This window comes from Streptomyces sp. NPDC087901, from assembly GCF_044742205.1.
In the GTDB taxonomy this organism is placed as follows: Bacteria; Actinomycetota; Actinomycetes; order Streptomycetales; family Streptomycetaceae; genus Streptomyces.
Genome location: NZ_JBIUUC010000008.1, coordinates 127,661 through 151,809, shown reverse-complemented (window position 1 = coordinate 151,809; position 24,149 = coordinate 127,661). Strand labels below are relative to the sequence as shown.

Genomic DNA, 24,149 nt, shown 5'->3' with positions numbered 1-24,149 from the left:
GAGAGAGCAGAGCAACACGATGAGCCGATCCGCACACCCCGCCGGGCCCCGTCACGCCGATGTCATGTCGGAGGGCCACTACACCGCCCCCGCCGAGGACCTCAACGTCCTGGACGAGAAGGTCTGGGCCCGCACGGTCACCCGGGACGAGCACGGCGCCCTGACCGTCGGCGGAATCGAAGTCGCCCGGCTGGCCGAGGAGTTCGGCACCCCGGCCTACTTCCTCGACGAAGCCGACTTCCGGGCCCGCTGCCGTGCCTGGTCCGACGCGTTCGGACCCGGCGCCGACGTCTTCTACGCCGGCAAGGCCTTCCTCTCCCGGGCGATCGTGCGCTGGCTCCGGGAGGAGGGGCTCAACCTCGACGTCTGCTCCGGCGGCGAGCTGACCACCGCACTGGACGCCGGAATGCCCGCCGCGCGCATCGCCTTCCACGGCAACAACAAGACCGTCGACGAGATCGAGCGGGCCATCTCGGCCGGTGTCGGCCGGATCGTGCTCGACTCCTTCCAGGAGATCGTCCGGGTCGCCCACATCGCGCAGCGTCTCGGCCGGCGCCAGCCCGTGCAGATCCGGGTGACCGTCGGCGTCGAGGCGCACACCCACGAGTTCATCGCCACCGCGCACGAGGACCAGAAGTTCGGCATCGCGCTGGCCGACGGGCAGGCCGCCGAGGCCGTCCGGCGGGCGCTCACCCTCGACGGGCTCGAGCTCATCGGCATCCACTCCCACATCGGCTCGCAGATCTTCGACATGGCCGGCTTCGAGGTCTCCGCCCGGCGCGTCGTGCAGCTGCTGGCCGAGGTGCGCGACGAGCACGGCATCGAGCTGCCCGAGATCGACCTCGGCGGCGGCCTCGGCATCGCGTACACCTCCGAGGACGACCCGCGCGAACCGCACGAGATCGCCAAGGCGCTCGGCGACATCGTGACCCGTGAGTGCGAGGCCAACGGGCTCGCCACCCCCCGGATCTCCGTCGAGCCCGGCCGCGCCATCGTCGGGCCCACGGCTTTCACGCTGTACGAGGTCGGCACCATCAAGCCCCTGGAGGGGCTGCGTACGTACGTCAGCGTCGACGGCGGCATGTCGGACAACATCCGCACCGCGCTGTACGACGCCGAGTACAGCGTCGCCCTCGTCTCGCGCACCTCGGACGCCGAGCCGATGCTCGTCCGGGTCGTCGGCAAGCACTGCGAGAGCGGTGACATCGTGGTCAAGGACGCGTTCCTGCCGTCCGACCTGGCCCCCGGCGACCTGATCGCCGTGCCCGCCACCGGTGCGTACTGCCGCGCCATGGCGAGCAACTACAACCACTCCCTGCGTCCGCCCGTCGTCGCCGTGCGCGACGGACAGGCGCGGGTCATCGTCCGGCGCGAAACGGAGGAAGATCTTCTGCGTCTCGACGTCGGCTGATGGTTTATTTCCCGGGGGACACCCCAGGAACCCGCTAAACATCTCAGGATCCGGACGGGTGGCGGAAACCCCCGTCCGGTGAGTGAGACTGGTTCACACATCAGATGTAAAGGAAACGAGGTCGGATGATGCGTACGCGTCCGCTGAAGGTGGCGCTGCTGGGCTGTGGAGTGGTCGGCTCAGAGGTGGCGCGCATCATGACGACGCACGCCGACGACCTCGCCGCGCGCATCGGCGCACCGGTGGAGCTCGCCGGTGTCGCCGTGCGCCGACCCTCCAAGGTCCGTGAGGGCATCGACCCCGCACTGATCACCACCGATGCGACCGCCCTCGTCAAACGGGGCGACATCGACGTCGTCATCGAGGTCATCGGGGGCATCGAGCCCGCCCGTACCCTCATCACCACCGCCTTCGAGCACGGCGCGAGCGTCGTCTCGGCCAACAAGGCGCTGCTCGCCGAGGACGGTGCGGCCCTGCACGCCGCCGCCGAGCAGCACGGCCGGGACCTCTACTACGAGGCCGCCGTGGCCGGCGCCATCCCGCTCGTACGACCGCTGCGCGAGTCCCTCGCCGGCGACAAGGTCAACCGGGTCCTGGGCATCGTCAACGGCACCACGAACTTCATCCTCGACAAGATGGACACGAGCGGCGCCGGTTACTCCGAGGCGCTCGACGAGGCCACCGCCCTCGGATACGCCGAGGCCGACCCGACCGCCGACGTCGAGGGCTTCGACGCCGCCGCCAAGGCCGCGATCCTCGCCGGAATCGCCTTCCACACCCGGGTGAAGATCGGCGACGTGCACCGCGAGGGCATCACCGAGGTCACCGCCGCCGACATCGCCTCGGCCCGCCGTATGGGCTGCACCGTCAAGCTCCTCGCCATCTGCGAGCGTGCTGCCGACGGGCAGTCGGTCACGGCCCGTGTGCACCCCGCGATGATCCCGCTCAGCCACCCGCTGGCCTCCGTCCGCGAGGCGTACAACGCGGTGTTCGTCGAGGCCGAGGCCGCCGGACAGCTGATGTTCTACGGCCCCGGCGCCGGTGGCGCACCGACCGCCTCCGCGGTCCTCGGCGACCTCGTCGCGGTCTGCCGCAACAAACTCAACGAGGCCCCCGGGCCCGGTGAGTCCGCGTACACGCGCCTGCCGGTGAGCCCCATGGGCGACGTCGTCACGCGGTACCACATCAGCCTCGACGTGGCCGACAAGCCTGGCGTACTCGCCCAGGTCGCGACGGTCTTCGCCGAACAGGGCGTATCGATCGATACGGTCCGCCAGCAAGTCCGACAGGACGGCAGCGGCGAGGCTTCGCTCGTCGTCGTCACCCACCGCGCGCCCGACGCCGCCCTTTCCGGGACCGTCGAAGCGCTGCGCAAGCTCGACACCGTGCGCGGTGTCGCCAGCATCATGCGTGTTGAAGGGGAGTAAGGACCCATGACCACCAAGGGCACCCACCAGTGGCGCGGCATCATCGAGGAGTACCGGGACCGTCTTCCGGTCACGAGCACGACGCCCGTCGTCACGCTTCGTGAGGGCGGCACGCCGCTCGTTCCCGCTCAGGTCCTCTCCGAGCGCACGGGCTGCGAGGTGTACCTCAAGGTCGAGGGCGCCAACCCCACCGGGTCCTTCAAGGACCGCGGCATGACCATGGCCATCACCCGGGCCAAGGAGGAGGGTGCGCAGGCCGTCATCTGCGCCTCCACCGGCAACACCTCCGCCTCCGCCGCCGCGTACGCGGTGCGGGCCGGCATGGTGTGCGCCGTCCTCGTACCCCAGGGCAAGATCGCGCTCGGCAAGATGGGCCAGGCGCTCGTGCACGGCGCCAAGATCCTCCAGGTCGACGGCAACTTCGACGACTGCCTGACGCTGGCCCGCTCGCTCTCGGACAACTACCCGGTGGCGCTGGTCAATTCGGTCAACCCGGTCCGCATCGAGGGCCAGAAGACCGCAGCGTTCGAGATCGTCGACGCGCTCGGCGACGCCCCGGACATCCACGTCCTCCCGGTCGGCAACGCGGGCAACATCACCGCGTACTGGAAGGGGTACACGGAGTACGCCAAGGACGCGATGGCCGCACACACCCCGCGGATGTGGGGCTTCCAGGCCTCCGGTTCCGCGCCCATCGTGCGCGGCGAGATCGTCAAGGACCCGTCGACCATCGCGACCGCCATCCGGATCGGCAACCCGGCGTCCTGGCAGTACGCGCTTGCCGCGCGGGACGAGTCGGGCGGCTTCATCGACGAGGTGACGGACCGCCAGATCCTCTCGGCTTACCGTCTGTTGGCCTCGCAGGAGGGCGTCTTCGTGGAGCCCGCCTCGGCTGCCTCCGTCGCCGGTCTGCTCAAGGCCGCCGAAGAGGGCAAGGTCGACCCCGGCCAGAAGATCGTCTGCACGGTCACCGGCAACGGGCTCAAGGACCCGGACTGGGCCGTCGCCGGCGCCCCCCAGCCGGTCACCGTCCCGGTCGACGCGGCCACCGCCGCCGAGAAGCTGGGTCTCGCGTAGCCGTAACCGCCGCAGTGCGGCCGCACCCCCGGACCGGACGACGGGCCCGGGGTGCGGCCGTGGCAACGGTCCGACGGTCCGTGACAGCGGTACGGGGCGACGGTTCGTCAGGAAGGCAGCTCAAACGCCCCTTTTCGGGGCGGCGAGCGCATCGAGGTCGGGCGACACGCATCGTGCGCCTCCTGTGCGCCCTATGTCGCGACAGAACCTTCCTTCGATAAGCTGTACCCAACCCGCCCCGCCGCGTATGCCGTGGTGCTCGGGCCGTTGCGGCCGTCGGTTCATTCCCGGGGTCAGGCCACACCCGCTGCCGCATTCGCCCCGAAGAATCCCCACACACCCGCAGACCCCCGGAAATCCCCAAGCCCAGAAGAACCCGAAGAGCCGCACAACAGAGCAGAACCCGAAGAGCCGCGAAGAACCCCGAAATACCCCGCAGCTCCTCGAATTCCCCGCCGCCTCACAAGGAGAGTCGTCAGAGCGATGGCCGGTCCCGCCTTCCGAGCCGCCGCCGTCCGGGTGCGCGTCCCCGCAACCAGCGCCAACCTGGGCCCGGGTTTCGACGCCCTCGGCCTGTCGCTGGGCCTGTACGACGACGTAGTCGTCCGGGTCGCCGACTCCGGGCTGCACATCGACATCGCCGGCGAGGGCGCGGACACGCTGCCCCGCGACGAGAAGCACCTGCTCGTACGGTCCCTGCGCACGGCCTTCGACCTGCTCGGCGGACAGCCCCGCGGGCTGGAGATCGTCTGCGCCAACCGCATTCCGCACGGCCGCGGCCTCGGCTCCTCCTCCGCCGCCATCTGCGCCGGTATCGTCGCGGCCCGAGCCGTGACGACCGGCGGTGACGCCCGGCTCGACGACGCTGCCCTGCTGGAGCTGGCCACCGAGATCGAGGGCCACCCGGACAACGTCGCGGCCTGCCTGCTGGGCGGCTTCACGCTTGCCTGGATGGACGGCGGATCGGCCCGTGCCATCAGGATGGACCCCGCAGATTCCATCGTTCCGGTGGTTTTCGTTCCCGGCAAGCCGGTGCTCACCGAGACCGCCCGCGGACTGCTGCCGCGGACCGTCCCGCACGTCGACGCCGCCTTCAACGCCGGCCGCGCCGCGCTGCTCGTCGAGGCCCTGACCAGGCGCCCCGAGCTGCTGCTCACGGCAACCGAGGACCGGCTCCACCAGGAGTACCGCGCACCGGCGATGCCGGAGAGCGTGGAACTCGTGAACCGGCTGCGCGCCGACGGCGTGCCCGCGGTGATCTCCGGCGCCGGGCCGACCGTGCTGGCGCTGGCCGAGGACGGTGCGGCCGACAAGGTCGCACGGCTGGCGGGCGAGGGATGGGCGGCCAATCGGCTCGCGCTCGACGCCCGGGGTGCGAGTGTGCTGCCGCTCGCCCCGTAGCCGAGAAGTGATTGCCGGTGAGTGAGAGGGGGAATGTTTGTTGGAGCCGGTAGTGTTAACCTCAAGTCTGCAATCGACGTCTATGTGGCGCGTTGCTTCGTGTCCCTTTCCGGGACCACCTTTTCTTCCGGGAGCCTCCCCAACTGCCTGAGCAGCCTGCCTGAGCAGTTTCGAGCACGCTCCGGAACCGGCACGACACCCCTCGCTTGTCCAGGAGTGGGCCGAGCAGGGGGATGCTCGCGCCGGGCCCATGCACACGTTCATCTCTCCGCCGTACCTATCCGGCGGACCACCGCCCCGGCACGGTCCGCACCGAAGACCGCAGTCGGACAGCACAACCGGTCGCCGAGCCAGAAGGCCGACGTCCGCTCCAGGGAAGGACCCTTCGTGAGCGACACCACCGATCTGATGGGCGTGACTGCCGACAAGAGCGTCGACAGCGCCGCGCCTGCCGAAGGTGCTGCCACTGGCACCACCGCACGGCGCCGCCGCTCCGGCACCGGCCTTGACGGCATGGTCCTGGCCGAGCTGCAGCAGGTCGCGTCCGGCCTCGGTATCAAGGGCACTGCGCGGATGCGCAAGAGCCAGCTGATCGAGGTCATCAAGGAAACCCAGGCCGGCGGCTCCTCCGCGTCCAAGGCCAAGGCCGCCGCGGCCCCCGCCGAAGAGGCGGAGACCAAGCCGAAGCGCCGGGCCACCTCCAAGGCCCGCACCGGCGCCGGGGCCGAGACCCCTGCCGCCGCGCCCGCCGAGAAGGCCGCGGCCCAGCAGCAGATCGACATCCCCGGCCAGCCGGCCAGCGACGACCAGCCCACGGGCGAGCGTCGTCGGCGCCGTGCGACCGCGCAGGCGGGCAGCCCGGACAGCAAGCCGGACACCAAGGCGCAGGCCAAGGACCGCACGCAGGACGAGCCGAAGAACGAGGCCCCTGCCGAGGACCGCTCCGAGGCCAAGGCCGAAGCCGCCGCGGACAACGCCGAGGGACGCCGCGGCGACCGCCAGGACCGCGGCCAGCGCGGTGAGCGGGGCGACCGCGGTGACCGCCGTGACCGTCAGCGCGACCGCCGTGGCAAGGGCGACGAGCAGGGCGGTGGCCAGGGCGGCCAGCGCCAGCAGCGCCAGGGCCAGGGCCAGGGTGGTGGCCAGGGCGGTCAGGGCCAGAACCAGGGCCAGCAGGGCGGCGGCGGACCGCAGGACGACTTCGACGACGAGGGCGGCCGTCGTGGCCGTCGTGGCCGCTACCGCGACCGCCGTGGCCGTCGTGGCCGCGACGACTTCGCGAGCGACGCACCGCCGGTCAGCGACGACGACGTTCTGATCCCCGTCGCGGGCATCCTGGACATCCTCGACAACTACGCGTTCATCCGGACCTCCGGCTACCTGCCGGGCCCGAACGACGTGTACGTCTCGCTCGCCCAGGTCCGCAAGAACGGCCTGCGCAAGGGTGACCACGTCACCGGCGCCGTGCGCCAGCCCAAGGACGGCGAGCGCCACGAGAAGTTCAACGCGCTGGTCCGCCTCGACTCGGTCAACGGCATGGCGCCCGAAACCGGCCGCGGCCGCCCGGAGTTCCAGAAGCTGACGCCGCTCTACCCGCAGGACCGGCTCCGCCTGGAGACCGACTCCAACGTCCTGACGACGCGGATCATCGACCTGGTCGCCCCCATCGGCAAGGGCCAGCGAGGCCTGATCGTGGCCCCGCCGAAGACCGGTAAGACCATGATCCTGCAGGCGATCGCCAACGCGATCACGGTCAACAGCCCCGAGTGCCACCTGATGGTCGTCCTGGTCGACGAGCGTCCGGAAGAGGTCACCGACATGCAGCGGTCGGTGAAGGGCGAGGTCATCTCCTCGACCTTCGACCGTCCCGCCGAGGACCACACCACCGTCGCCGAGCTGGCCATCGAGCGCGCCAAGCGTCTCGTCGAGCTGGGTCACGACGTCGTCGTCCTGCTGGACTCGATCACCCGTCTGGGACGCGCGTACAACCTCGCCGCCCCGGCCTCCGGCCGCATCCTGTCCGGTGGTGTCGACTCGACCGCGCTGTACCCGCCGAAGCGGTTCTTCGGTGCGGCGCGCAACATCGAGGACGGCGGTTCGCTGACCATCCTGGCCACCGCGCTCGTCGAGACCGGCTCGCGCATGGACGAGGTGATCTTCGAGGAGTTCAAGGGCACCGGCAACATGGAGCTCAGGCTCGACCGCAAGCTCTCCGACAAGCGCATCTTCCCCGCGGTGGACGTCGACGCGTCCAGCACCCGTAAGGAAGAAATCCTTCTCGGCAGCGATGAGTTGGCGATTGTCTGGAAGCTGCGCCGGGTGCTCCACGCGCTCGACCAGCAGCAGGCGATCGAGCTGCTCCTGGACCGGATGAAGAAGACCCAGTCCAACGCGGAGTTCCTGCTCCAGATCCAGAAGACGACGCCGGCCCCGGGCAACAACGACTAGTTCGCAGGGCCTGACCGGCAGAACACAGGGCCGCCCCCGTCACTTCGGTGCCGGGGGCGGCCCTGTGTCGTCGTTGCCGCCCCGTGCCGTCGCCCGGCTCGGCGCCCATGGCCGCCCCGAGACCTTCGCCACACGGCCGGTGGGCCCCACGGCGATGCCTCGTTGCCTGCAACGGGCAAGAAATCGCAGGTGAGCGCCGGATCACCGGCTGTTCCCGCCCCCCGTGGACCGGCACCGGCCTTACCCGGAGTCCACAGGGCGCTGTGCAACCCTTCTTGTCGCCGCCACGTCGTAACCAAGAGCGACACCACGAGCGACTCCAAGGGCGACAAAGCGGCATACGGACCCGCACGCCACTGCAGGGGGTAGCCGGGAGCAGCCGAGGACACGAGGAGACGGATGAGCGAGCAGAGCGGGAGCACGAGCCGAATACGGGCCACCGGCAAGCGCCGGAGGAAGGCGTCCCGCCGCCGCAGGGCGACCGTCATAGCCGCGTGGAGCCTGGCCGGCCTCGTCGTCGTCGGCGGATCGGGGCTCGGGTACGCCTACTTCCACCTCGACGGCAATCTCAAGGCCGTCGACATCAACAACGCCCTCGGCAAGAACCGCCCCGAAAACGTCGACAACGGCTCCGAGGACATCCTCGTGCTCGGTTCCGACTCCCGTTCCGGCGCGAACGCGGAGTACGGCGAGGACCAGGGCGGAGCCCGCTCGGACACCGCGATGGTCGTGCACGTCAACAAGGGACACAAGACGGCGAGCGTCGTCTCCGTCCCGCGCGACACCCTTGTCACCCGGCCCGAGTGCACGGGCGACGAGAGCGGACAGCCTGTCGCGGGGGAGGAGCGCGCGATGTTCAACACGGCGTACGAGGTCGGCGGACCGGCCTGCGCGGTCAAGACCGTCGAGTCGATGTCCGGGATCCGCATGGACCACTACATCGAGGTCGACTTCACCGGTTTCAAGAAGCTCGTCGACAAGCTCGGCGGCGTCGAGATCACCACCAAGCAGGCGATCAACGACCCCAAGAGCCACCTGAACCTCGAACCGGGCACCCACACCCTGGACGGCGAGCAGTCGCTCGGCCTCGTCCGCACCCGCAAGAGCGTCGGCGACGGCAGCGACCTCGGCCGCATCCAGCTCCAGCAGGCCTTCATCAAGGCGCTGATGGAACAGGCCAAGAGCGTGGGCATCCTCAACGGCACCAAGCTGTACGGCATCGCGGACACCGCGACCAAGGCCATCACCACCGACTCCGACCTCGGCTCCGTCACCGCGCTCACGAGCTTCGCGAGCGGCCTCAAGGGGCTCGGCGCGAACGACGTCCACATGGTGACCCTGCCCGTCGAGTACGACCCGGCCGACCCGAACCGCGTCGTACCGCTGGAGGAAGCCGGGAAGCAGGTGTGGGCCGCGCTCCGCAACGATCAGCCGATTCCCGCCTCCGCCACCGAGAAGTCGGCGGGCGACAAGGGTGACGCCGGGCAGATCGTGCAGTGACGGCCTCCCCGGGGTCGTGATCCGGGCCGCCCGGGAATAGTGGGCGGCCGACCCCCGTTTTGGGAGATACGGCCAGTCCTGGCAGACTGGTACGTCGGCCCCGGTTCACGGACGCGCAATCCGCGCGTACGACCCGGCGCCCTCCCGAACCTAGGAGAAACCCTTGAAGCGCGACATTCACCCCCAGTACGTCGAGACTCAGGTCAGCTGCACCTGTGGCGCGTCGTTCACCACCCGGTCCACCCTGGACAACGGCGCCATCCGTGCCGACGTCTGCTCCGAGTGCCACCCGTTCTACACGGGCAAGCAGAAGATCCTCGACACCGGTGGCCGCGTGGCCCGCTTCGAGGCCCGCTTCGGCAAGGCCGCCGGCTCCGCCAGCAAGTAGCGAGCCGAATGCGCCGGTCCTTGGCGCCCTCTTCCCGGGGGCGCCGGGGCCGGCGTTTTTTTCCGGCCGGGACACGGCATTCCCGTATCCCGCCCGGCAGGCATCCGCCGGCCGGCAGGCACGACGAGTGAAGAAACCAGGAGCCCGAAGATGTTCGAGGCGGTCGAGGAACTGATCGGCGAACAGTCCGATCTCGAGAAGAAGCTCGCGGACCCGTCGGTCCACGCGGATCAGGCCAACGCGCGCAAGCTCAACAAGCGCTACGCCGAGCTGACTCCGATCGTCGCCACGTACCGCTCCTGGAAGCAGACCGGCGACGACATCGAGACCGCCCGTGAGTTCGCCGCCGACGACCCCGACTTCGCCGCCGAGGTCAAGGAGCTGGAGAAGGAACGGGAGCTCCTCACCGAGAAGCTCCGCCTCCTGCTCGTACCCCGTGACCCCAGCGACGACAAGGACGTGCTCCTGGAGATCAAGGCGGGTGCGGGCGGCGACGAGTCCGCCCTGTTCGCCGGCGATCTGCTGCGCATGTACCTCCGCTACGCCGAGCGCGTCGGCTGGAAGACCGAGATCATCGACTCCACCGAGTCCGAGCTCGGCGGCTACAAGGACGTCCAGGTCGCCGTGAAGACCAAGGGCGGCAACGGGGCCACCGAGCCCGGCCAGGGCGTCTGGGCCCGGATGAAGTACGAGGGCGGCGTGCACCGTGTGCAGCGCGTGCCCTCCACCGAGTCCCAGGGCCGCATCCACACCTCCGCCGCCGGTGTGCTCGTCACGCCCGAGGCCGAGGAGGTCGACGTCGAGATCCACGCCAACGATCTCCGTATCGACGTGTACCGCTCCTCCGGCCCCGGCGGCCAGTCCGTCAACACCACCGACTCCGCGGTCCGTATCACGCACCTGCCCACCGGCGTCGTCGCCTCCTGCCAGAACGAGAAGAGCCAGCTCCAGAACAAGGAGCAGGCCATGCGTATCCTGCGGTCGAGGCTTCTCGCCGCGGCCCAGGAAGCCGCCGAGCAGGAAGCGTCCGACGTACGCCGCAGCCAGGTGCGAACGGTCGACCGGTCCGAGAAGATCCGTACGTACAACTTCCCGGAAAACCGGATCTCGGACCACCGCGTCGGCTTCAAGGCGTACAACTTGGACCAGGTGCTCGACGGGGATCTGGACGCTGTGATCCAGGCCTGTGTCGACGCCGACTCCGCAGCCAAGCTCGCCGCCGCGTAAGTCCTGTCCCGCCGCCCGCCCCGCTCGTGAACCCGTACGGAGAACCGCGATGAACCTGCTGCTCGCCGAGGTGGCCCAGGCCACCCAGCGGCTGGCCGACGCCGGTGTCCCTTCACCGCGATTCGACGCGGAGGAGCTCGCCGCGTTCGTACACGGCGTCAAGCGGGGCGAGCTGCACAACGTGCCGGACACCGACTTCGACGCCCGCTACTGGGAGACCATCGCCAGGCGCGAGGCCCGCGAACCGCTCCAGCACATCACCGGCCGGGCCTTCTTCCGCTACCTGGAGCTCCAGGTGGGACCCGGAGTCTTCGTGCCCCGGCCGGAGACCGAATCGGTCGTCGGCTGGGCGATAGACGCGGTCCGCGCGATGGACGTCGTCGAGCCGCTGATCGTCGACCTCTGCACGGGATCGGGCGCCATCGCCCTCGCCATGGCCCAGGAGGTGCCGCGCTCGCGCGTGCACGCCGTGGAGCTGTCCGAGGACGCCCTCAAATGGACCAGGAAGAACGCCGAGGAGTCCAGGGTCACCGTGCACCGCGGAGACGCCCTGACGGCCCTTCCCGAGCTCGACGGCCAGGTCGACCTGGTCATCTCCAACCCGCCGTACATCCCGCTCACCGAATGGGAGTACGTGGCCCCGGAGGCCCGCGACCACGACCCCGAGATGGCCCTCTTCTCGGGTGAGGACGGCCTCGACACCATCCGCGGCATCGAGCGCACCGCCCACCGCCTGCTGCGCCCCGGCGGCCTCGTCGTCATCGAGCACGCCGACACCCAGGGCGGCCAGGTGCCGTGGATCTTCACCGAGGAGCGGGGCTGGGCCGACGCGGCCGACCACCCCGACCTCAACAGGCGTCCCCGGTTCGCCACGGCCCGCAAGGCCATGCCGTGACCGGCGGCCACCACCCGTTCCAGCCCTACCCGTACCCGTACATGCTTGAGGAGGCCGGCTGATGGCACGGCGATACGACTGCAACGACGCCACGGACCGTACGACGGGTCTGCGCGAGGCCGCGTCCGCCGTCCGCCGCGGCGAACTGGTCGTGCTGCCCACCGACACCGTGTACGGGATCGGTGCGGACGCCTTCAGTTCCGAGGGCGTCGTCGACCTCCTGGCGGCCAAGGGCCGCGGCCGCAACATGCCGACCCCCGTCCTGATCGGCTCGCCGAACACCCTCCACGGCCTGGTGACCGACTTCTCGGAGCAGGCCTGGGAGCTGGTGGACGCCTTCTGGCCGGGCGCCCTCACGCTCGTCGCCAAGCACCAGCCGTCGCTCCAGTGGGACCTCGGCGACACCCGCGGCACCGTCGCCATCCGGATGCCGCTGCACCCGGTCGCCATCGAGCTGCTCACGGAGGTCGGCCCGATGGCCGTCTCCAGCGCCAACCTCACCGGACACCCCTCGCCCGAGGACTGCGACGCCGCCCAGGAGATGCTCGGCGACTCCGTGTCCGTGTACCTCGACGGCGGCCCGACGCCGGGCATCGTGCCGTCCTCGATCGTCGACGTCACCGGCAAGGTGCCGGTCCTGCTGCGCGCCGGTGCGCTCTCCGCGGAGGAGCTGCGCAAGGTGGTACCCGACCTTGAGGTGGCCAATTGACCGCCCCTGAGGGGCGTGGCATAGCGGGTCAGACCGATACCTTCCGCATCCTCCACGTCAGCACCGGCAACGTCTGCCGCTCACCGATCACCGAGCGGCTGACGCGGCATGCCCTCGTGGACCGCCTGGGCGACCCGCTCCTGGGCGGGCTGATCGTGGAGAGCGCGGGCACCTGGGGACACGAGGGTGCCCCGATGGAGGCCAACGCCGAGGTGGTCCTCGCCGACTTCGGCGCCGACGCCACCGGATTCGTCGGCCGCGAACTGCTCGACGAGCACGTGATCCGCGCCGACCTGGTGCTCACCGCCACCCGCGACCACCGGGCCCAGGTGATCTCCATGGGTCACTCGGCCGGACTGCGCACCTTCACGCTCAAGGAATTCACCCGGCTGGTCCGGGCGATAGACCCCGCCACGCTGCCCGACGCGAGTGACGAGGGCGTCGTCGAGCGCGCCCGCGCCCTGGTCCGCGCGGCCGCCGCGCTGCGCGGCTGGCTGCTGGCCCCGACCGTCGAGGCCGATGAGGTCTACGACCCGTACGGCGCCCCCATCACGTTCTTCCGGTCCATCGGGGACGAGATCAACCAGGCGCTGGACCCGGTCGTCACCGCGCTGACGGGCGTGTCGGCGCCGCGCTGAACGGACGGGCGCACGAGGGGCCGTCCGCGCCCGCTGACGGCCGTACGGCGAGTGCCGGACGCCCCTGGGCCCGGACGGGTGTACCACGGCCCGTGACAGCGCGCCGCAGACCCATCACGGGCCTACATTGGAGCTGACGCCGCCTCCTCAGGCGTCCCCTCTCCCCAGGCCCGGAGCCCTCGATGCCGGTCACCACCGCTGACGCACCCTCCGCCGTCGCCGCCCTGCCGCAGGACTTCGGCGCCCTGCTCCGGGAGGATCCGGAGATCGCCGATGTGCTGGTGGGGGAGCTCCGCCGCCAGTCCGACACCCTGCAGCTGACCGCGGCGGAGAACTTCACCTCGCCCGCCGTCCTGGCCGCCCTCGGCTCCCCGCTCGCCAACAAGTACGCCGAGGGATATCCCGGCGCCCGCCACCACGGCGGCTGCGAGCAGGCGGACGCGGCCGAGCGCATCGCTGTCCGCCGTGCCACTTCGCTCTTCGGCGCCGAGCACGCCAACGTGCAGCCCCACTCCGGATCGTCGGCCGTGCTCGCGGCGTACGCGGCGCTGCTGCGGCCCGGTGACACCGTGCTCGCGATGGGACTCCCGTACGGCGGGCACCTCACGCACGGCTCGCCCGCCAACTTCTCCGGCCGCTGGTTCGAGTTCATCGGCTACGGGGTGGACTCCGAGAGCGGGCTGATCGACTACGACCAGGTCCGTACCCTGGCCCGCACACACCGGCCGAAGGCCATCGTCAGCGGCTCGATCTCCTACCCGCGTCATCCCGACCACGAGCTGTTCCGGGAGATCTGCGACGAGGTGGGCGCCTACCTCATCGCCGACTCCGCGCACCCGATGGGCCTGATCGCCGGGGGAGCGGCACCCAACCCCGTGCCGTACGCGGACGTGGTCTGCGCCACTACGCACAAGGTGCTGCGCGGGCCGCGCGGCGGCATGATCCTCTGCAGTGCGGAACTGGCGGAGCGGATCGACCGGGCCGTGTTCCCCTTCACACAGGGCGGCGCCCAGATGCACACGGTGGCGGCGAAGGCCGTCGCGTTCGGGGAGGCCGCCGCGCCCGCTTTCGCCGCGTACGCCCATCACGTGGTGAACCATGCCCGGGTGCTGGCGGCCGGCCTGGAGGCCGAGGGATTCGACATCACCACCGGAGGCACGGACACCCACCTGATCGTCGCCGACCCGGGCCCCCTCGGCGTGGACGGCCCCACCGCCCGTGCCCGGCTGGCCGCCGCCGGCCTGGTGCTGGACACCTGCGCGCTTCCGTACGGCGACGCCCGGGGCATCAGGCTCGGAACCGCGGCCGTCACGACCCAGGGCATGGACGACTCCGACATGGCGCGCCTCGCGGTCCTCATGGGGTCCGCGGTGCGCGGAGAGGGTGACGTTCTCGCGGAGGTGCGGGAGATGGCGGCGCAGCACCCGCCGTACCCTGGGTGAAATAATCCCTGATATCCGTAATGGTGACAGCCTGTGCAACCATCGCGGGGAGCTCTGTGTCCTCAACCATGAGGCCGACCTAGTTAAAGTGTGGGCTGAGATAGCCGGCGACATTTATGGGGCAGCCCGTGCGCGATTACTTGCTGACGCTCTGTGTCACGGCCGCGGTGACATATCTGCTCACCGGCCCGGTGCGTAAGTTCGCCATCGCGGTCGGGGCGATGCCCGCGATCCGTGCGCGCGACGTCCACCGCGAACCGACACCGAGGCTCGGTGGCATCGCCATGTTCGGCGGGCTGTGCGCCGGGTTGATCGTCGCCGATCACCTGTCCAACCTCGACGGCGTCTTCGAGCTCTCCAACGAACCGCGGGCGCTGCTCTCCGGGGCAGCCCTGATCTGGCTGATCGGCGTCCTGGACGACAAGTTCGAGATCGACGCCCTGATCAAGCTGGGCGGACAGATGATCGCCGCGGCCGTCATGGTGCTCCAGGGCCTGACGATCCTGTGGCTGCCGATCCCGGGTGTCGGCACGGTCCCGCTCACCCAGTGGCAGGGCACGCTGCTGACCGTCGCACTCGTCGTCATCACCATCAACGCGGTCAACTTCGTCGACGGCCTGGACGGCCTGGCGGCCGGCATGGTGTGCATCGCCTCGGCCGCGCTCTTCCTGTACACCTACCGCCTCTGGTACGGGTACGGGATCGAGGCGGCCGCCCCCGCGACGCTCTTCACGGCGATCCTGATGGGCATGTGCCTCGGCTTCCTGCCGCACAACATGCATCCCGCGCGGATCTTCATGGGCGACTCCGGGTCGATGCTGATCGGTCTGGTCCTCGCCGCCGGTGCGATCTCCGTCACGGGACAGGTCGACCCGGACGCGATGAAGCTCTTCGCGGGAAGCGAACGGCAGGCGACCCACGCGATGCTGCCGGTCTTCATCCCGCTGCTCCTGCCACTGACGATCATCGCGATCCCGGCGGCGGACCTGGTGCTGGCGATCGTGCGGCGCACGTGGAACGGCCAGTCGCCGTTCGCCGCGGACCGCGGCCATCTGCACCACCGGCTGCTGGAGATCGGCCATTCGCACAGCCGGTCGGTGCTGATCATGTACTTCTGGTCGGCCCTGATCGCCTTCGGTGCCGTCGGTTACTCGGTGCACTCGACGTCGATGTGGATCGTGCTCCTGATCGTGGGGCTGAGCGCGCTCGGCCTGATCCTGCTGCTGATGCCCCGCTTCACCCCGCGCGCCCCCCGCTGGGCGGAACGCGTCGTACCGCCGCGCTATCGCCGCCGCAGGCGCCACGAGGCGGAGCCCGGGACTGATCCTTCGCAGGGGCCGGAGGACCAACAGGGGCCCCTGGGCGACCAGATGGGGCAGGATGGGCACGAGCCCGCGCCGCAGGCCCCGATCGCCGCCGGGGTGTCCGGCGTCAACGGAGCGACCGCGATCGGCCCCCGTTCGCGATTCGCGGACCGGCGCAAGGCCGATTCAACGCGCCGATGATTTGGGTCATCAGGGTGCAATACCAGACAAGTCGTTGAGTTGCCTTGCTCACACGTGCCGATTAGTCCTCACGTGTGACAGCAAGCACACTTTCTAGGTAAAGACCTCATCAAATAGTTTGTGATACCGTTCACGAACCCGGTGCCAGAGCCGAAGGACCTGAGTAGCACGGTCCCTTGGCCCCGAGGCATCGACTCGGACCGGGCCTACGCTCGTCCATGACGACACACTGCCCACCCCCAGCAAGCGGAGCTGCCGCCATGCCGTCCAACGACGTCCGGACTCTCCTCCAGGCCGCCGTACCCACCGCTGTCGCCGGCGCAGTCGCCGCCGCGATCAGCGCTGGCGTCGCCGGTGGCAAGGGAGCCCTGGGCGCGATCGTTGCGACGATCGTGGTCATCCTCTTCATGGGGATCGGACTGATGGTCCTGCAACGGACCGCCCGGTCCATGCCTCACCTCTTCCAGGCGATGGGGCTTGCGCTGTACACGGCGCAACTCCTGCTGCTGTTCATCTTCGTCGCCGTATTCAAGAACACCTCGCTGTTCAACCCGAAGGCCTTCGCGATCACTCTGGTCGTGACGACACTCGTGTGGATCGGCGCACAGGCGCGTGCGCACATGAAGGCCAAGATCCTTTACGTGGAACCCGAGTCCGACAAGGACGAAAAGCCCAAGAAGCCGGGGTCCGCAGCGTGAAGGGTAGGGGCGGAATAAGTGCAGGTTCGCGACCCTGCTATCGTCCGGTTCCAACTGCGGCACTGCGGGCGCGGGCATGTGAGCTGACGCCTGCTCGATCGCGAGGCTCAAATGCCTGACTGCCGCTCACACATCCGAAACACCAGTCCAGTGCCGAACCGCGGCTGCGCGCCGCGCCGACACAACGAGGTTGCCGTACCTATGCGCCACGCTGAAGGAGCCCGCGGTGAGTGCTGACCCGACACAGGTGCTCGCCTTCGAGACCGATTGCCACATCTTCGACGGTTGTGGTTTCCCGGCACCCGGCCTGCACTCGTTCCTGTTCGAGCCCCTCTGGGGCGACGCGGACAGCAACTTGTACTTCAACAAGACGATGCTGCTGGCCCTGCTCGGCTCGGTCATCATCGTTGGCTTCTTCTGGGCCGCCTTCCGTAAGCCGAAGTTGGTGCCCGGCAAGCTTCAGATGACGGCCGAGGCCGGATACGACTTCATCCGCCGCGGCATCGTCTACGAGACGATCGGCAAGCGCGACGGCGAGAAGTACGTCCCGCTGATGGTCTCCCTGTTCTTCGTCATCTGGATGATGAACCTCTGGTCCATCATCCCGATCGCGCAGTTCCCCGTGACGGCGATCATTTCGTACCCCGCCGTTCTGGCCGGGATCGTCTACATCGTGTGGGTCGGCCTGACCTTCAAGAAGCACGGTTTCGTCGGTGCCTTCAAGAACTTCACGGGCTACGACAAGAGCCTCGGCGGGGTCCTGCCGCTCTCGATGACCATCGAGTTGTTCTCGAACCTGCTGGTCCGGCCGTTCACGCACGCGGTCCGACTCTTCGCCAACATGTTCGCGGGCCACACGCTCCTGCTGCTCTTCACGATCGCCAGCTGGTACCTGCTCAACGGCATCGGCTTCGCCTACGCAGGCGTGTCGTTCGTGATGGTCCTCGTGATGACGGCCTTCGAGCTCTTCATCCAGGCTGTTCAGGCCTATGTGTTCGTGCTCCTGGCCTGCAGCTACATTCAGGGCGCTCTCGCCAAGGGGCACTGAGCACCTCACCTCCTGAAGCACCCGGTGGCCAACCCCCACCGGACATTGAAAGAGAAGGAAGAACCGGCATGTCCGCTCTCCAGACCCTCGCCGCCGGCGTCGAAATCAAGGGCAACCTCGGCTCGATCGGTTACGGCCTCGCCGCGATCGGCCCCGGCGTCGGCATCGGCATCATCTTCGGTAACGGCACCCAGGCGCTGGCCCGTCAGCCCGAGGCTGCCGGCCTCATCCGCGCCAACCAGATTCTCGGCTTCGCCTTCTGTGAGGCGCTCGCCCTGATCGGTCTGGTCATGCCGTTCGTCTACCCGACCTCCTGACCGGTCGCGAACAGCCCATTCGACGGAAGGCACTGACGTGAACCCCCTGGTTCAGCTCGCGGCGGAGGATCCGGAAAACCCGCTGATCCCGCCGATCCCTGAGCTCGTCATTGGCCTCATCGCTTTCGTCATCGTCTTCGGTTTCCTCGCCAAGAAGCTCCTCCCGAACATCAACAAGGTTCTGGAAGAGCGTCGCGAGGCCATCGAAGGCGGCATCGAAAAGGCCGATGCGGCCCAGACCGAGGCCCAGAGCGTTCTTGAGCAGTACAAGGCTCAGCTCGCCGAGGCCCGCCACGAAGCCGCTCGTCTGCGCCAGGAGGCGCAGGAGCAGGGCGCCGTGATCCTGCAGGAAATGCGGGCGGAAGGCCAGCGGCAGCGCGAGGAGATCGTCGCTGCCGGCCACGCCCAGATCGAGGCCGACCGCAAGGCTGCGGCTTCGGCGCTGCGCCAGGACGTGGGCAAGCTCGCCACCGACCTGGCCGGCAAGCTCGTCGGCGAGTCCCTTGAGGACCACGCCCGGCAGAGCGGCACCGTCGACCGGTTCCTCGACGAGCTCGAGGCGAAGGCCGAGGCAGTCCGATGAACAGCGCAAGCCGCGAGGCACTGGCTGCCGCACGCGAGCGCCTCGACGCACTGACCGACAACACGTCGGTCGACGCGTCGAAGCTCGCCGAGGACCTGGCCGGCGTCACGGCGCTGCTGCACCGCGAGGTGTCGCTGCGCCGGGTCCTGACCGACCCGGCGCAGGCCGGCGAGGCCAGGGCCGAGCTGGCCGGACGGCTGCTGAGCGGTCAGGTGGGCGGCGAAGCCGTCGACCTGGTCTCCGGCATGGTCCGCTCGCGCTGGTCGCAGTCGCGTGACCTGGTCGACTCGGTCGAGGAGCTGGCGAACATCGCCGACCTCACCGCCGCCCAGCGCAGTGGAGACCTCGACGACGTCGAGGACGAGCTGTTCCGGTTCGGCCGGATCGTGGCCTCGGACACCGAACTGCGCTCCGCGCTCACCAGCCGGACCGCGACCCCCGCCGCCAAGGGCGAGCTGCTGCGCAGCCTGCTCGGCGGAAAGGCGCGGCCCACCACCGAGCGCATCGTCGTGCGGCTTGTCACCCAGCCCCGGGGACGTAGCCTGGAAGCGGGACTCGAGTCCCTTTCCAAGCTCGCCGCGGACCGCCGGGACCGCGTGGTCGCGGTCGTCACCTCGGCCGTGCCGCTCAGTGACCGGCAGAAGCAGCGCCTCGGCGCCGCCCTGGCGAAGATCTACGGCCGGCAGATGCACCTGAGCCTCGACGTGGACCCCGAGGTCCTCGGCGGGATCGCGGTGCGGGTCGGCGACGAGGTCATCAACGGCACCATCGCGGAGCGCCTCGACGAGGCGACCCGTCGCATGGCCGGCTGACCCTGCGCGACGTACCAAACAGAACAGAGCAAGACCAGCGGCCCGGTTGGGCCGTGCAGAAATTGCAGAAGATTCCTGGGGGTCGGCCCCCAGACCCCCTTAAGAAACTTCGGGCCCAACAAGGAGAGCAGGGAACCCAGATGGCGGAGCTCACGATCCGGCCGGAGGAGATCCGGGACGCACTGGAGAACTTTGTCCAGTCGTACCAGCCGGACGCGGCCTCGCGCGAGGAGGTCGGAACGGTCAGCGTTGCCGGCGACGGCATCGCGAAGGTGGAGGGTCTGCCCTCCGCCATGGCGAACGAACTGCTGAAGTTCGAGGACGGAACCCTCGGTCTCGCCCTCAACCTCGAAGAGCGCGAGATCGGTGCGATCGTCCTCGGCGAGTTCAGCGGAATCGAGGAGGGCCAGCCGGTGCAGCGCACCGGTGAGGTGCTCTCCGTCGGCGTCGGCGAGGGTTACCTCGGCCGCGTCGTCGACCCGCTCGGCAACCCGATCGACGGCCTCGGCGAGATCGCGACCGAAGGCCGTCGCGCCCTCGAGCTGCAGGCCCCTGGCGTCATGGTCCGTAAGTCGGTGCACGAGCCGATGCAGACCGGCTACAAGGCCGTCGACGCCATGGTGCCGATCGGCCGCGGCCAGCGTCAGCTGATCATCGGCGACCGTCAGACGGGTAAGACCGCGCTGGCCGTCGACACGATCATCAACCAGCGCGACAACTGGCGCTCGGGCGACGTGAACAAGCAGGTGCGCTGCATCTACGTCGCCATCGGTCAGAAGGGCTCCACCATCGCCTCCGTGCGAGGTGCCCTGGAAGAGGCCGGCGCGCTCGAGTACACGACCATCGTCGCCGCCCCGGCGTCCGACCCGGCCGGCTTCAAGTACCTGGCGCCGTACACCGGCTCGGCCATCGGCCAGCACTGGATGTACGCCGGCAAGCACGTCCTCATCATCTTCGATGACCTCTCGAAGCAGGCCGACGCCTACCGCGCCGTGTCGCTTCTGCTGCGCCGTCCGCCGGGCCGTGAGGCCTACCCGGGCGACGTCTTCTACCTGCACTCGCGTCTGCTGGAGCGTTGCGCCAAGCTCTCCGACGCGATGGGTGCCGGTTCGATGACGGGCCTCCCGATCGTCGAGACCAAGGCGAACGACGTGTCGGCGTTCATCCCGACCAACGTCATCTCCATCACCGACGGCCAGTGCTTCCTGGAGTCCGACCTGTTCAACGCGGGTCAGCGTCCGGCGCTCAACGTCGGTATCTCGGTCTCCCGAGTCGGTGGCTCCGCCCAGCACAAGGCCATGAAGCAGGTCTCCGGCCGACTGCGCGTGGACCTCGCCCAGTACCGCGAGCTGGAGGCGTTCGCCGCCTTCGGTTCCGACCTGGACGCGGCCTCCAAGGCGTCGCTCGAGCGCGGTAAGCGCATGGTCGAGCTGCTGAAGCAGGCGCAGTACGCCCCGTTCCCGATGGAGGAGCAGGTCGTCTCCGTCTGGGCCGGCACCACGGGCAAGATGGACGACGTCCCGGTCGAGGACATCCGTCGCTTCGAAGGCGAGCTGCTGGAGTACCTGCGCCGTGAGCGCAAGGACCTCCTGACCAGCATCGCCGAGGGCGGCAAGATGTCCGACGACACGCTGCAGTCGATCGCCGACGCGATCGCCGCCTTCAAGCAGCAGTTCGAGACCTCGGACGGCAAGCTCCTGGGCGAGGGCTGATCGATGGGCGCTCAGCTTCGCGTTTACAAGCGCCGCATCCAAGCCGTCACCGCGACCAAGAAGATCACCAAGGCGATGGAGATGATCGCCGCCTCGCGCATCGTCAAGGCGCAGCGCAAGGTGACGGCGTCGATGCCGTACGCCACCGAGCTCACCCGCGCGGTGACCGCGGTGGCGACCGGCTCCAACACCAAGCACCCGCTCACCACCGAGGCCGAGGCCCCGGTGCGGGCCGCGGTCCTGCTCCTCACGAGCGACCGCGGTCTGGCCGGCGGCTACTCCTCCAACGCCATCAAGGCTGCGGAGCGGCTGCGGGAGCGGCTTGCGGCCGAGGGCAAGGAGGTCGACACGTACATCGTCGGCCGTAAGGGTGTCGCCTACTACGGGTTCCGCGAGCGCAAGGTCGCGGAGTCGTGGACCGGCTTCACCGACAGCCCGGAGTACGCGGACGCCAAGAAGATCGCCGCGCCCCTGATCGAGTCCATCCAGAAGGACACGGCCGAGGGCGGCGTCGACGAGCTGCACATCGTCTACACCGAGTTCGTGTCGATGATGACGCAGAACGCGGTCGACGGCCGGATGCTGCCGCTCTCGCTCGACGAGGTCGCGGAGGAGAGCGGTGCGAAGGACGAGATCCTTCCGCTGTTCGACTTCGAGCCGTCGGCGGAGGACGTCCTCGACGCCCTCCTGCCGCGCTACGTCGAGAGCCGCATCTACAACGCACTGCTGCAGGCTGCTGCTTCCGAGCACGCCGCCCGCCGCCGCGCGATGAAGTCGGCGACCGACAATGCCGGGGATCTGATCAAGAGCCTCTCCCGGCTTGCCAACGCGGCCCGCCAGGCCGAAATCACCCAGGAAATCAGCGAGATCGTCGGCGGTGCAGGTGCGCTGGCCGACGCGTCCGCGGGGAGTGACAAGTAATGACGACGACAGTTGAGACGGCCGCTGCCACGGGCCGCGTCGCCCGGGTCATCGGCCCGGTCGTCGACGTGGAGTTCCCCGTCGACGCGATGCCGGAGATCTACAACGCCCTGCACGTCGAGGTCGACGACCCGGCCGAGGCCGGCGCTCGTAAGACGCTGACCCTCGAAGTCGCCCAGCACCTGGGTGACGGCGTGGTCCGCGCGATCTCGATGCAGCCCACCGACGGTCTGGTCCGCCAGGCCCCGGTGACCGACACCGGCAAGGGCATCATGGTGCCGGTCGGTGACATCACCAAGGGCAAGGTGTTCAACACCCTCGGTCAGATCCTGAACGAGCCGGAGGCCGAAGCTCAGATCACCGAGCGTTGGCCGATCCACCGCAAGGCCCCGGCCTTCGACCAGCTCGAGTCCAAGACCGAGATGTTCGAGACCGGCCTGAAGGTCGTCGACCTGCTGACCCCGTACGTCAAGGGCGGCAAGATCGGTCTGTTCGGTGGTGCGGGCGTCGGCAAGACGGTCCTCATCCAGGAAATGATCATGCGTGTGGCGAAGCTGCACGACGGTGTGTCGGTGTTCGCCGGCGTCGGTGAGCGCACCCGTGAGGGCAACGACCTCATCGACGAGATGACGGACTCGGGCGTTCTGGAGAAGACCGCACTGGTCTTCGGCCAGATGGACGAGCCGCCGGGCACGCGTCTTCGCGTGGCCCTGTCCGCCCTGACCATGGCGGAGTACTTCCGCGATGTGCAGAAGCAGGACGTGCTGCTCTTCATCGACAACATCTTCCGCTTCACGCAGGCCGGTTCCGAGGTCTCCACACTGCTCGGCCGCATGCCGTCCGCAGTGGGTTACCAGCCGACCCTGGCCGACGAGATGGGTGTGCTCCAGGAGCGCATCACCTCGACGCGTGGTCACTCGATCACCTCGATGCAGGCGATCTACGTCCCCGCGGACGACCTGACCGACCCGGCCCCGGCCACCACGTTCGCCCACCTCGACGCGACGACGGTTCTCTCCCGTCCGATCTCCGAGAAGGGCATCTACCCGGCCGTGGACCCGCTGGACTCCACGTCCCGCATCCTGGACCCGCGCTACATCGCGCAGGACCACTACGACACGGCCAGCCGCGTCAAGGGGATCCTGCAGAAGTACAAGGACCTCCAGGACATCATCGCGATCCTCGGCATCGACGAGCTGGGCGAGGAGGACAAGCTCGTTGTCCACCGTGCCCGTCGCGTCGAGCGCTTCCTGTCGCAGAACACCCACGCCGCCAAGCAGTTCACCGGCCTGGACGGTTCGGATGTTCCGCTCGACGAGTCGATCGCCGCGTTCAACGCGATCTGTGACGGGGAGTACGACCACTTCCCCGAGCAGGCGTTCTTCATGTGCGGTGGCATCGAGGACCTGAAGGCCAACGCCAAGGAGCTCGGCGTCTCCTGAGCCTCCGGCTCACCGAGGGGGGTGGGTGTGTCCCGCCCCCCTCACCACGCCCCGTAGAATTGACCCAACACCCGGCATGACCGCCGGGTGGTGACCCGAGGAGCCACCCTTGGCTGCTGAGCTGCATGTCGAGCTGGTCGCCGCGGACCGCAGTGTCTGGTCCGGCGAGGCCACCCTCGTTGTCGCACGTACCACGTCCGGCGACATCGGCGTCATGCCCGGTCACCAGCCGCTTCTGGGTGTGCTGGAATCGGGCCCGGTGACGATCCGTACGAGCGAAGGCGGCACTGTCGTCGCCGCTGTGCACGGCGGTTTCATCTCGTTCGCCGACGACAAGCTCTCGCTGCTGGCGGAGATTGCCGAGCTGGCCGACGAGATCGATGTCGAGCGCGCGGAGCGTGCGTTCGAGCGTGCGAAGTCGGACACGGACAGCGCTGCCGAGCGCCGCGCCGATGTGCGACTGCGTGCGGTGGCGGTGCACTAGTCACCCCGCGAAACGGCTTTACCCTCAGCCGCGGCCCGAGCTGGAGACCTCTCCAGACCGTGTC

General features: G+C 69.1%; 22 protein-coding genes. All 22 read left to right on the top strand.

The annotated features are described in order from the left end of the window. Positions 1 to 19: 19 nt before the first annotated feature. The 22 genes from lysA to ACIOEW_RS24370 all read left to right on the top strand — a co-directional run bounded on the left by lysA (position 20) and on the right by ACIOEW_RS24370 (position 24,085). The gene (gene lysA, locus ACIOEW_RS24475; RefSeq protein ID WP_401965904.1) at positions 20 to 1,411 is read left to right on the top strand and encodes a diaminopimelate decarboxylase; all 1,392 of its coding nucleotides are present in this window, start codon (positions 20 to 22) and stop codon (positions 1,409 to 1,411) included. Positions 1,412 to 1,536: 125 nt separating this feature from the next. Next, positions 1,537 to 2,838 (top strand): homoserine dehydrogenase, encoded by a 1,302-nt coding sequence (locus ACIOEW_RS24470; protein ID WP_362545046.1) that lies wholly within the window; start codon positions 1,537 to 1,539, stop codon positions 2,836 to 2,838. 6 nt (positions 2,839 to 2,844) lie between these two features. After that, complete coding sequence (gene thrC, locus ACIOEW_RS24465) at positions 2,845 to 3,915, top strand: threonine synthase (protein ID WP_350990725.1); 1,071 nt, start codon at positions 2,845 to 2,847, stop codon at positions 3,913 to 3,915. A 483-nt stretch (positions 3,916 to 4,398) separates the two neighbouring features. Further along, positions 4,399 to 5,316 (top strand): homoserine kinase, encoded by a 918-nt coding sequence (thrB, locus tag ACIOEW_RS24460; protein WP_401965901.1) that lies wholly within the window; start codon positions 4,399 to 4,401, stop codon positions 5,314 to 5,316. A 387-nt stretch (positions 5,317 to 5,703) separates the two neighbouring features. Continuing rightward, positions 5,704 to 7,764: a transcription termination factor Rho gene (rho, locus tag ACIOEW_RS24455; protein ID WP_401965899.1), complete on the top strand. Its 2,061-nt coding sequence runs from the start codon at positions 5,704 to 5,706 to the stop codon at positions 7,762 to 7,764. Positions 7,765 to 8,163: 399 nt separating this feature from the next. Beyond that, a complete protein-coding gene (locus tag ACIOEW_RS24450; RefSeq protein ID WP_401965896.1) occupies positions 8,164 to 9,264 on the top strand; it encodes an LCP family protein in 1,101 nt (366 codons plus the stop codon). A 163-nt stretch (positions 9,265 to 9,427) separates the two neighbouring features. Continuing rightward, on the top strand, positions 9,428 to 9,652 hold the full coding sequence (gene rpmE / locus ACIOEW_RS24445; RefSeq protein ID WP_326657941.1) for a 50S ribosomal protein L31: 225 nt from the start codon (positions 9,428 to 9,430) through the stop codon (positions 9,650 to 9,652). Between the two features lie 150 nt (positions 9,653 to 9,802). Beyond that, positions 9,803 to 10,879 carry a peptide chain release factor 1 gene (gene prfA / locus ACIOEW_RS24440; protein ID WP_362545034.1) on the top strand — a complete coding sequence of 359 codons (1,077 nt, stop codon included), beginning with the start codon at positions 9,803 to 9,805 and terminating at the stop codon, positions 10,877 to 10,879. A 49-nt stretch (positions 10,880 to 10,928) separates the two neighbouring features. After that, positions 10,929 to 11,774 carry a peptide chain release factor N(5)-glutamine methyltransferase gene (gene prmC, locus ACIOEW_RS24435; RefSeq protein ID WP_326738782.1) on the top strand — a complete coding sequence of 282 codons (846 nt, stop codon included), beginning with the start codon at positions 10,929 to 10,931 and terminating at the stop codon, positions 11,772 to 11,774. A 61-nt stretch (positions 11,775 to 11,835) separates the two neighbouring features. Continuing rightward, entirely contained in the window at positions 11,836 to 12,483 is a 648-nt protein-coding gene (locus tag ACIOEW_RS24430) for an L-threonylcarbamoyladenylate synthase (protein ID WP_266782896.1), read from the top strand. Then, a complete protein-coding gene (locus ACIOEW_RS24425; protein WP_350990735.1) occupies positions 12,480 to 13,121 on the top strand; it encodes a protein-tyrosine-phosphatase in 642 nt (213 codons plus the stop codon). Before ACIOEW_RS24430 ends, ACIOEW_RS24425 begins: the two co-directional genes overlap by 4 nt. A gap of 182 nt (positions 13,122 to 13,303) precedes the next feature. Continuing rightward, on the top strand, positions 13,304 to 14,563 hold the full coding sequence (gene glyA, locus ACIOEW_RS24420) for a serine hydroxymethyltransferase (RefSeq protein ID WP_362545029.1): 1,260 nt from the start codon (positions 13,304 to 13,306) through the stop codon (positions 14,561 to 14,563). A 116-nt stretch (positions 14,564 to 14,679) separates the two neighbouring features. Beyond that, positions 14,680 to 16,068, top strand: a complete 1,389-nt coding sequence (locus ACIOEW_RS24415; protein ID WP_362545026.1) for an MraY family glycosyltransferase — start codon at positions 14,680 to 14,682, stop codon at positions 16,066 to 16,068. Positions 16,069 to 16,328: 260 nt separating this feature from the next. Further along, on the top strand, positions 16,329 to 16,766 hold the full coding sequence (locus ACIOEW_RS24410) for a hypothetical protein (RefSeq protein ID WP_362545023.1): 438 nt from the start codon (positions 16,329 to 16,331) through the stop codon (positions 16,764 to 16,766). A 226-nt stretch (positions 16,767 to 16,992) separates the two neighbouring features. Further along, positions 16,993 to 17,814, top strand: coding sequence for a F0F1 ATP synthase subunit A (gene atpB, locus ACIOEW_RS24405; RefSeq protein WP_389055106.1), 822 nt, complete (start codon positions 16,993 to 16,995; stop codon positions 17,812 to 17,814). A gap of 68 nt (positions 17,815 to 17,882) precedes the next feature. Beyond that, positions 17,883 to 18,131 (top strand): ATP synthase F0 subunit C, encoded by a 249-nt coding sequence (gene atpE / locus ACIOEW_RS24400; RefSeq protein WP_018102636.1) that lies wholly within the window; start codon positions 17,883 to 17,885, stop codon positions 18,129 to 18,131. Positions 18,132 to 18,168: 37 nt separating this feature from the next. Further along, positions 18,169 to 18,714: a F0F1 ATP synthase subunit B gene (locus ACIOEW_RS24395; protein ID WP_362545016.1), complete on the top strand. Its 546-nt coding sequence runs from the start codon at positions 18,169 to 18,171 to the stop codon at positions 18,712 to 18,714. After that, entirely contained in the window at positions 18,711 to 19,526 is an 816-nt protein-coding gene (locus ACIOEW_RS24390; RefSeq protein ID WP_362545013.1) for a F0F1 ATP synthase subunit delta, read from the top strand. Before ACIOEW_RS24395 ends, ACIOEW_RS24390 begins: the two co-directional genes overlap by 4 nt. Before the next feature lie 140 nt (positions 19,527 to 19,666). Further along, positions 19,667 to 21,238: a F0F1 ATP synthase subunit alpha gene (atpA, locus tag ACIOEW_RS24385; RefSeq protein ID WP_362545010.1), complete on the top strand. Its 1,572-nt coding sequence runs from the start codon at positions 19,667 to 19,669 to the stop codon at positions 21,236 to 21,238. A gap of 3 nt (positions 21,239 to 21,241) precedes the next feature. Then, a complete protein-coding gene (locus tag ACIOEW_RS24380; protein ID WP_362545007.1) occupies positions 21,242 to 22,159 on the top strand; it encodes a F0F1 ATP synthase subunit gamma in 918 nt (305 codons plus the stop codon). Next, positions 22,159 to 23,601 (top strand): F0F1 ATP synthase subunit beta, encoded by a 1,443-nt coding sequence (gene atpD, locus ACIOEW_RS24375; protein ID WP_326738793.1) that lies wholly within the window; start codon positions 22,159 to 22,161, stop codon positions 23,599 to 23,601. Before ACIOEW_RS24380 ends, atpD begins: the two co-directional genes overlap by 1 nt. A 109-nt stretch (positions 23,602 to 23,710) precedes the next feature. Further along, the gene (locus tag ACIOEW_RS24370) at positions 23,711 to 24,085 is read left to right on the top strand and encodes a F0F1 ATP synthase subunit epsilon (RefSeq protein WP_148020742.1); all 375 of its coding nucleotides are present in this window, start codon (positions 23,711 to 23,713) and stop codon (positions 24,083 to 24,085) included. The last annotated feature ends 64 nt before the right edge of the window (positions 24,086 to 24,149 follow it).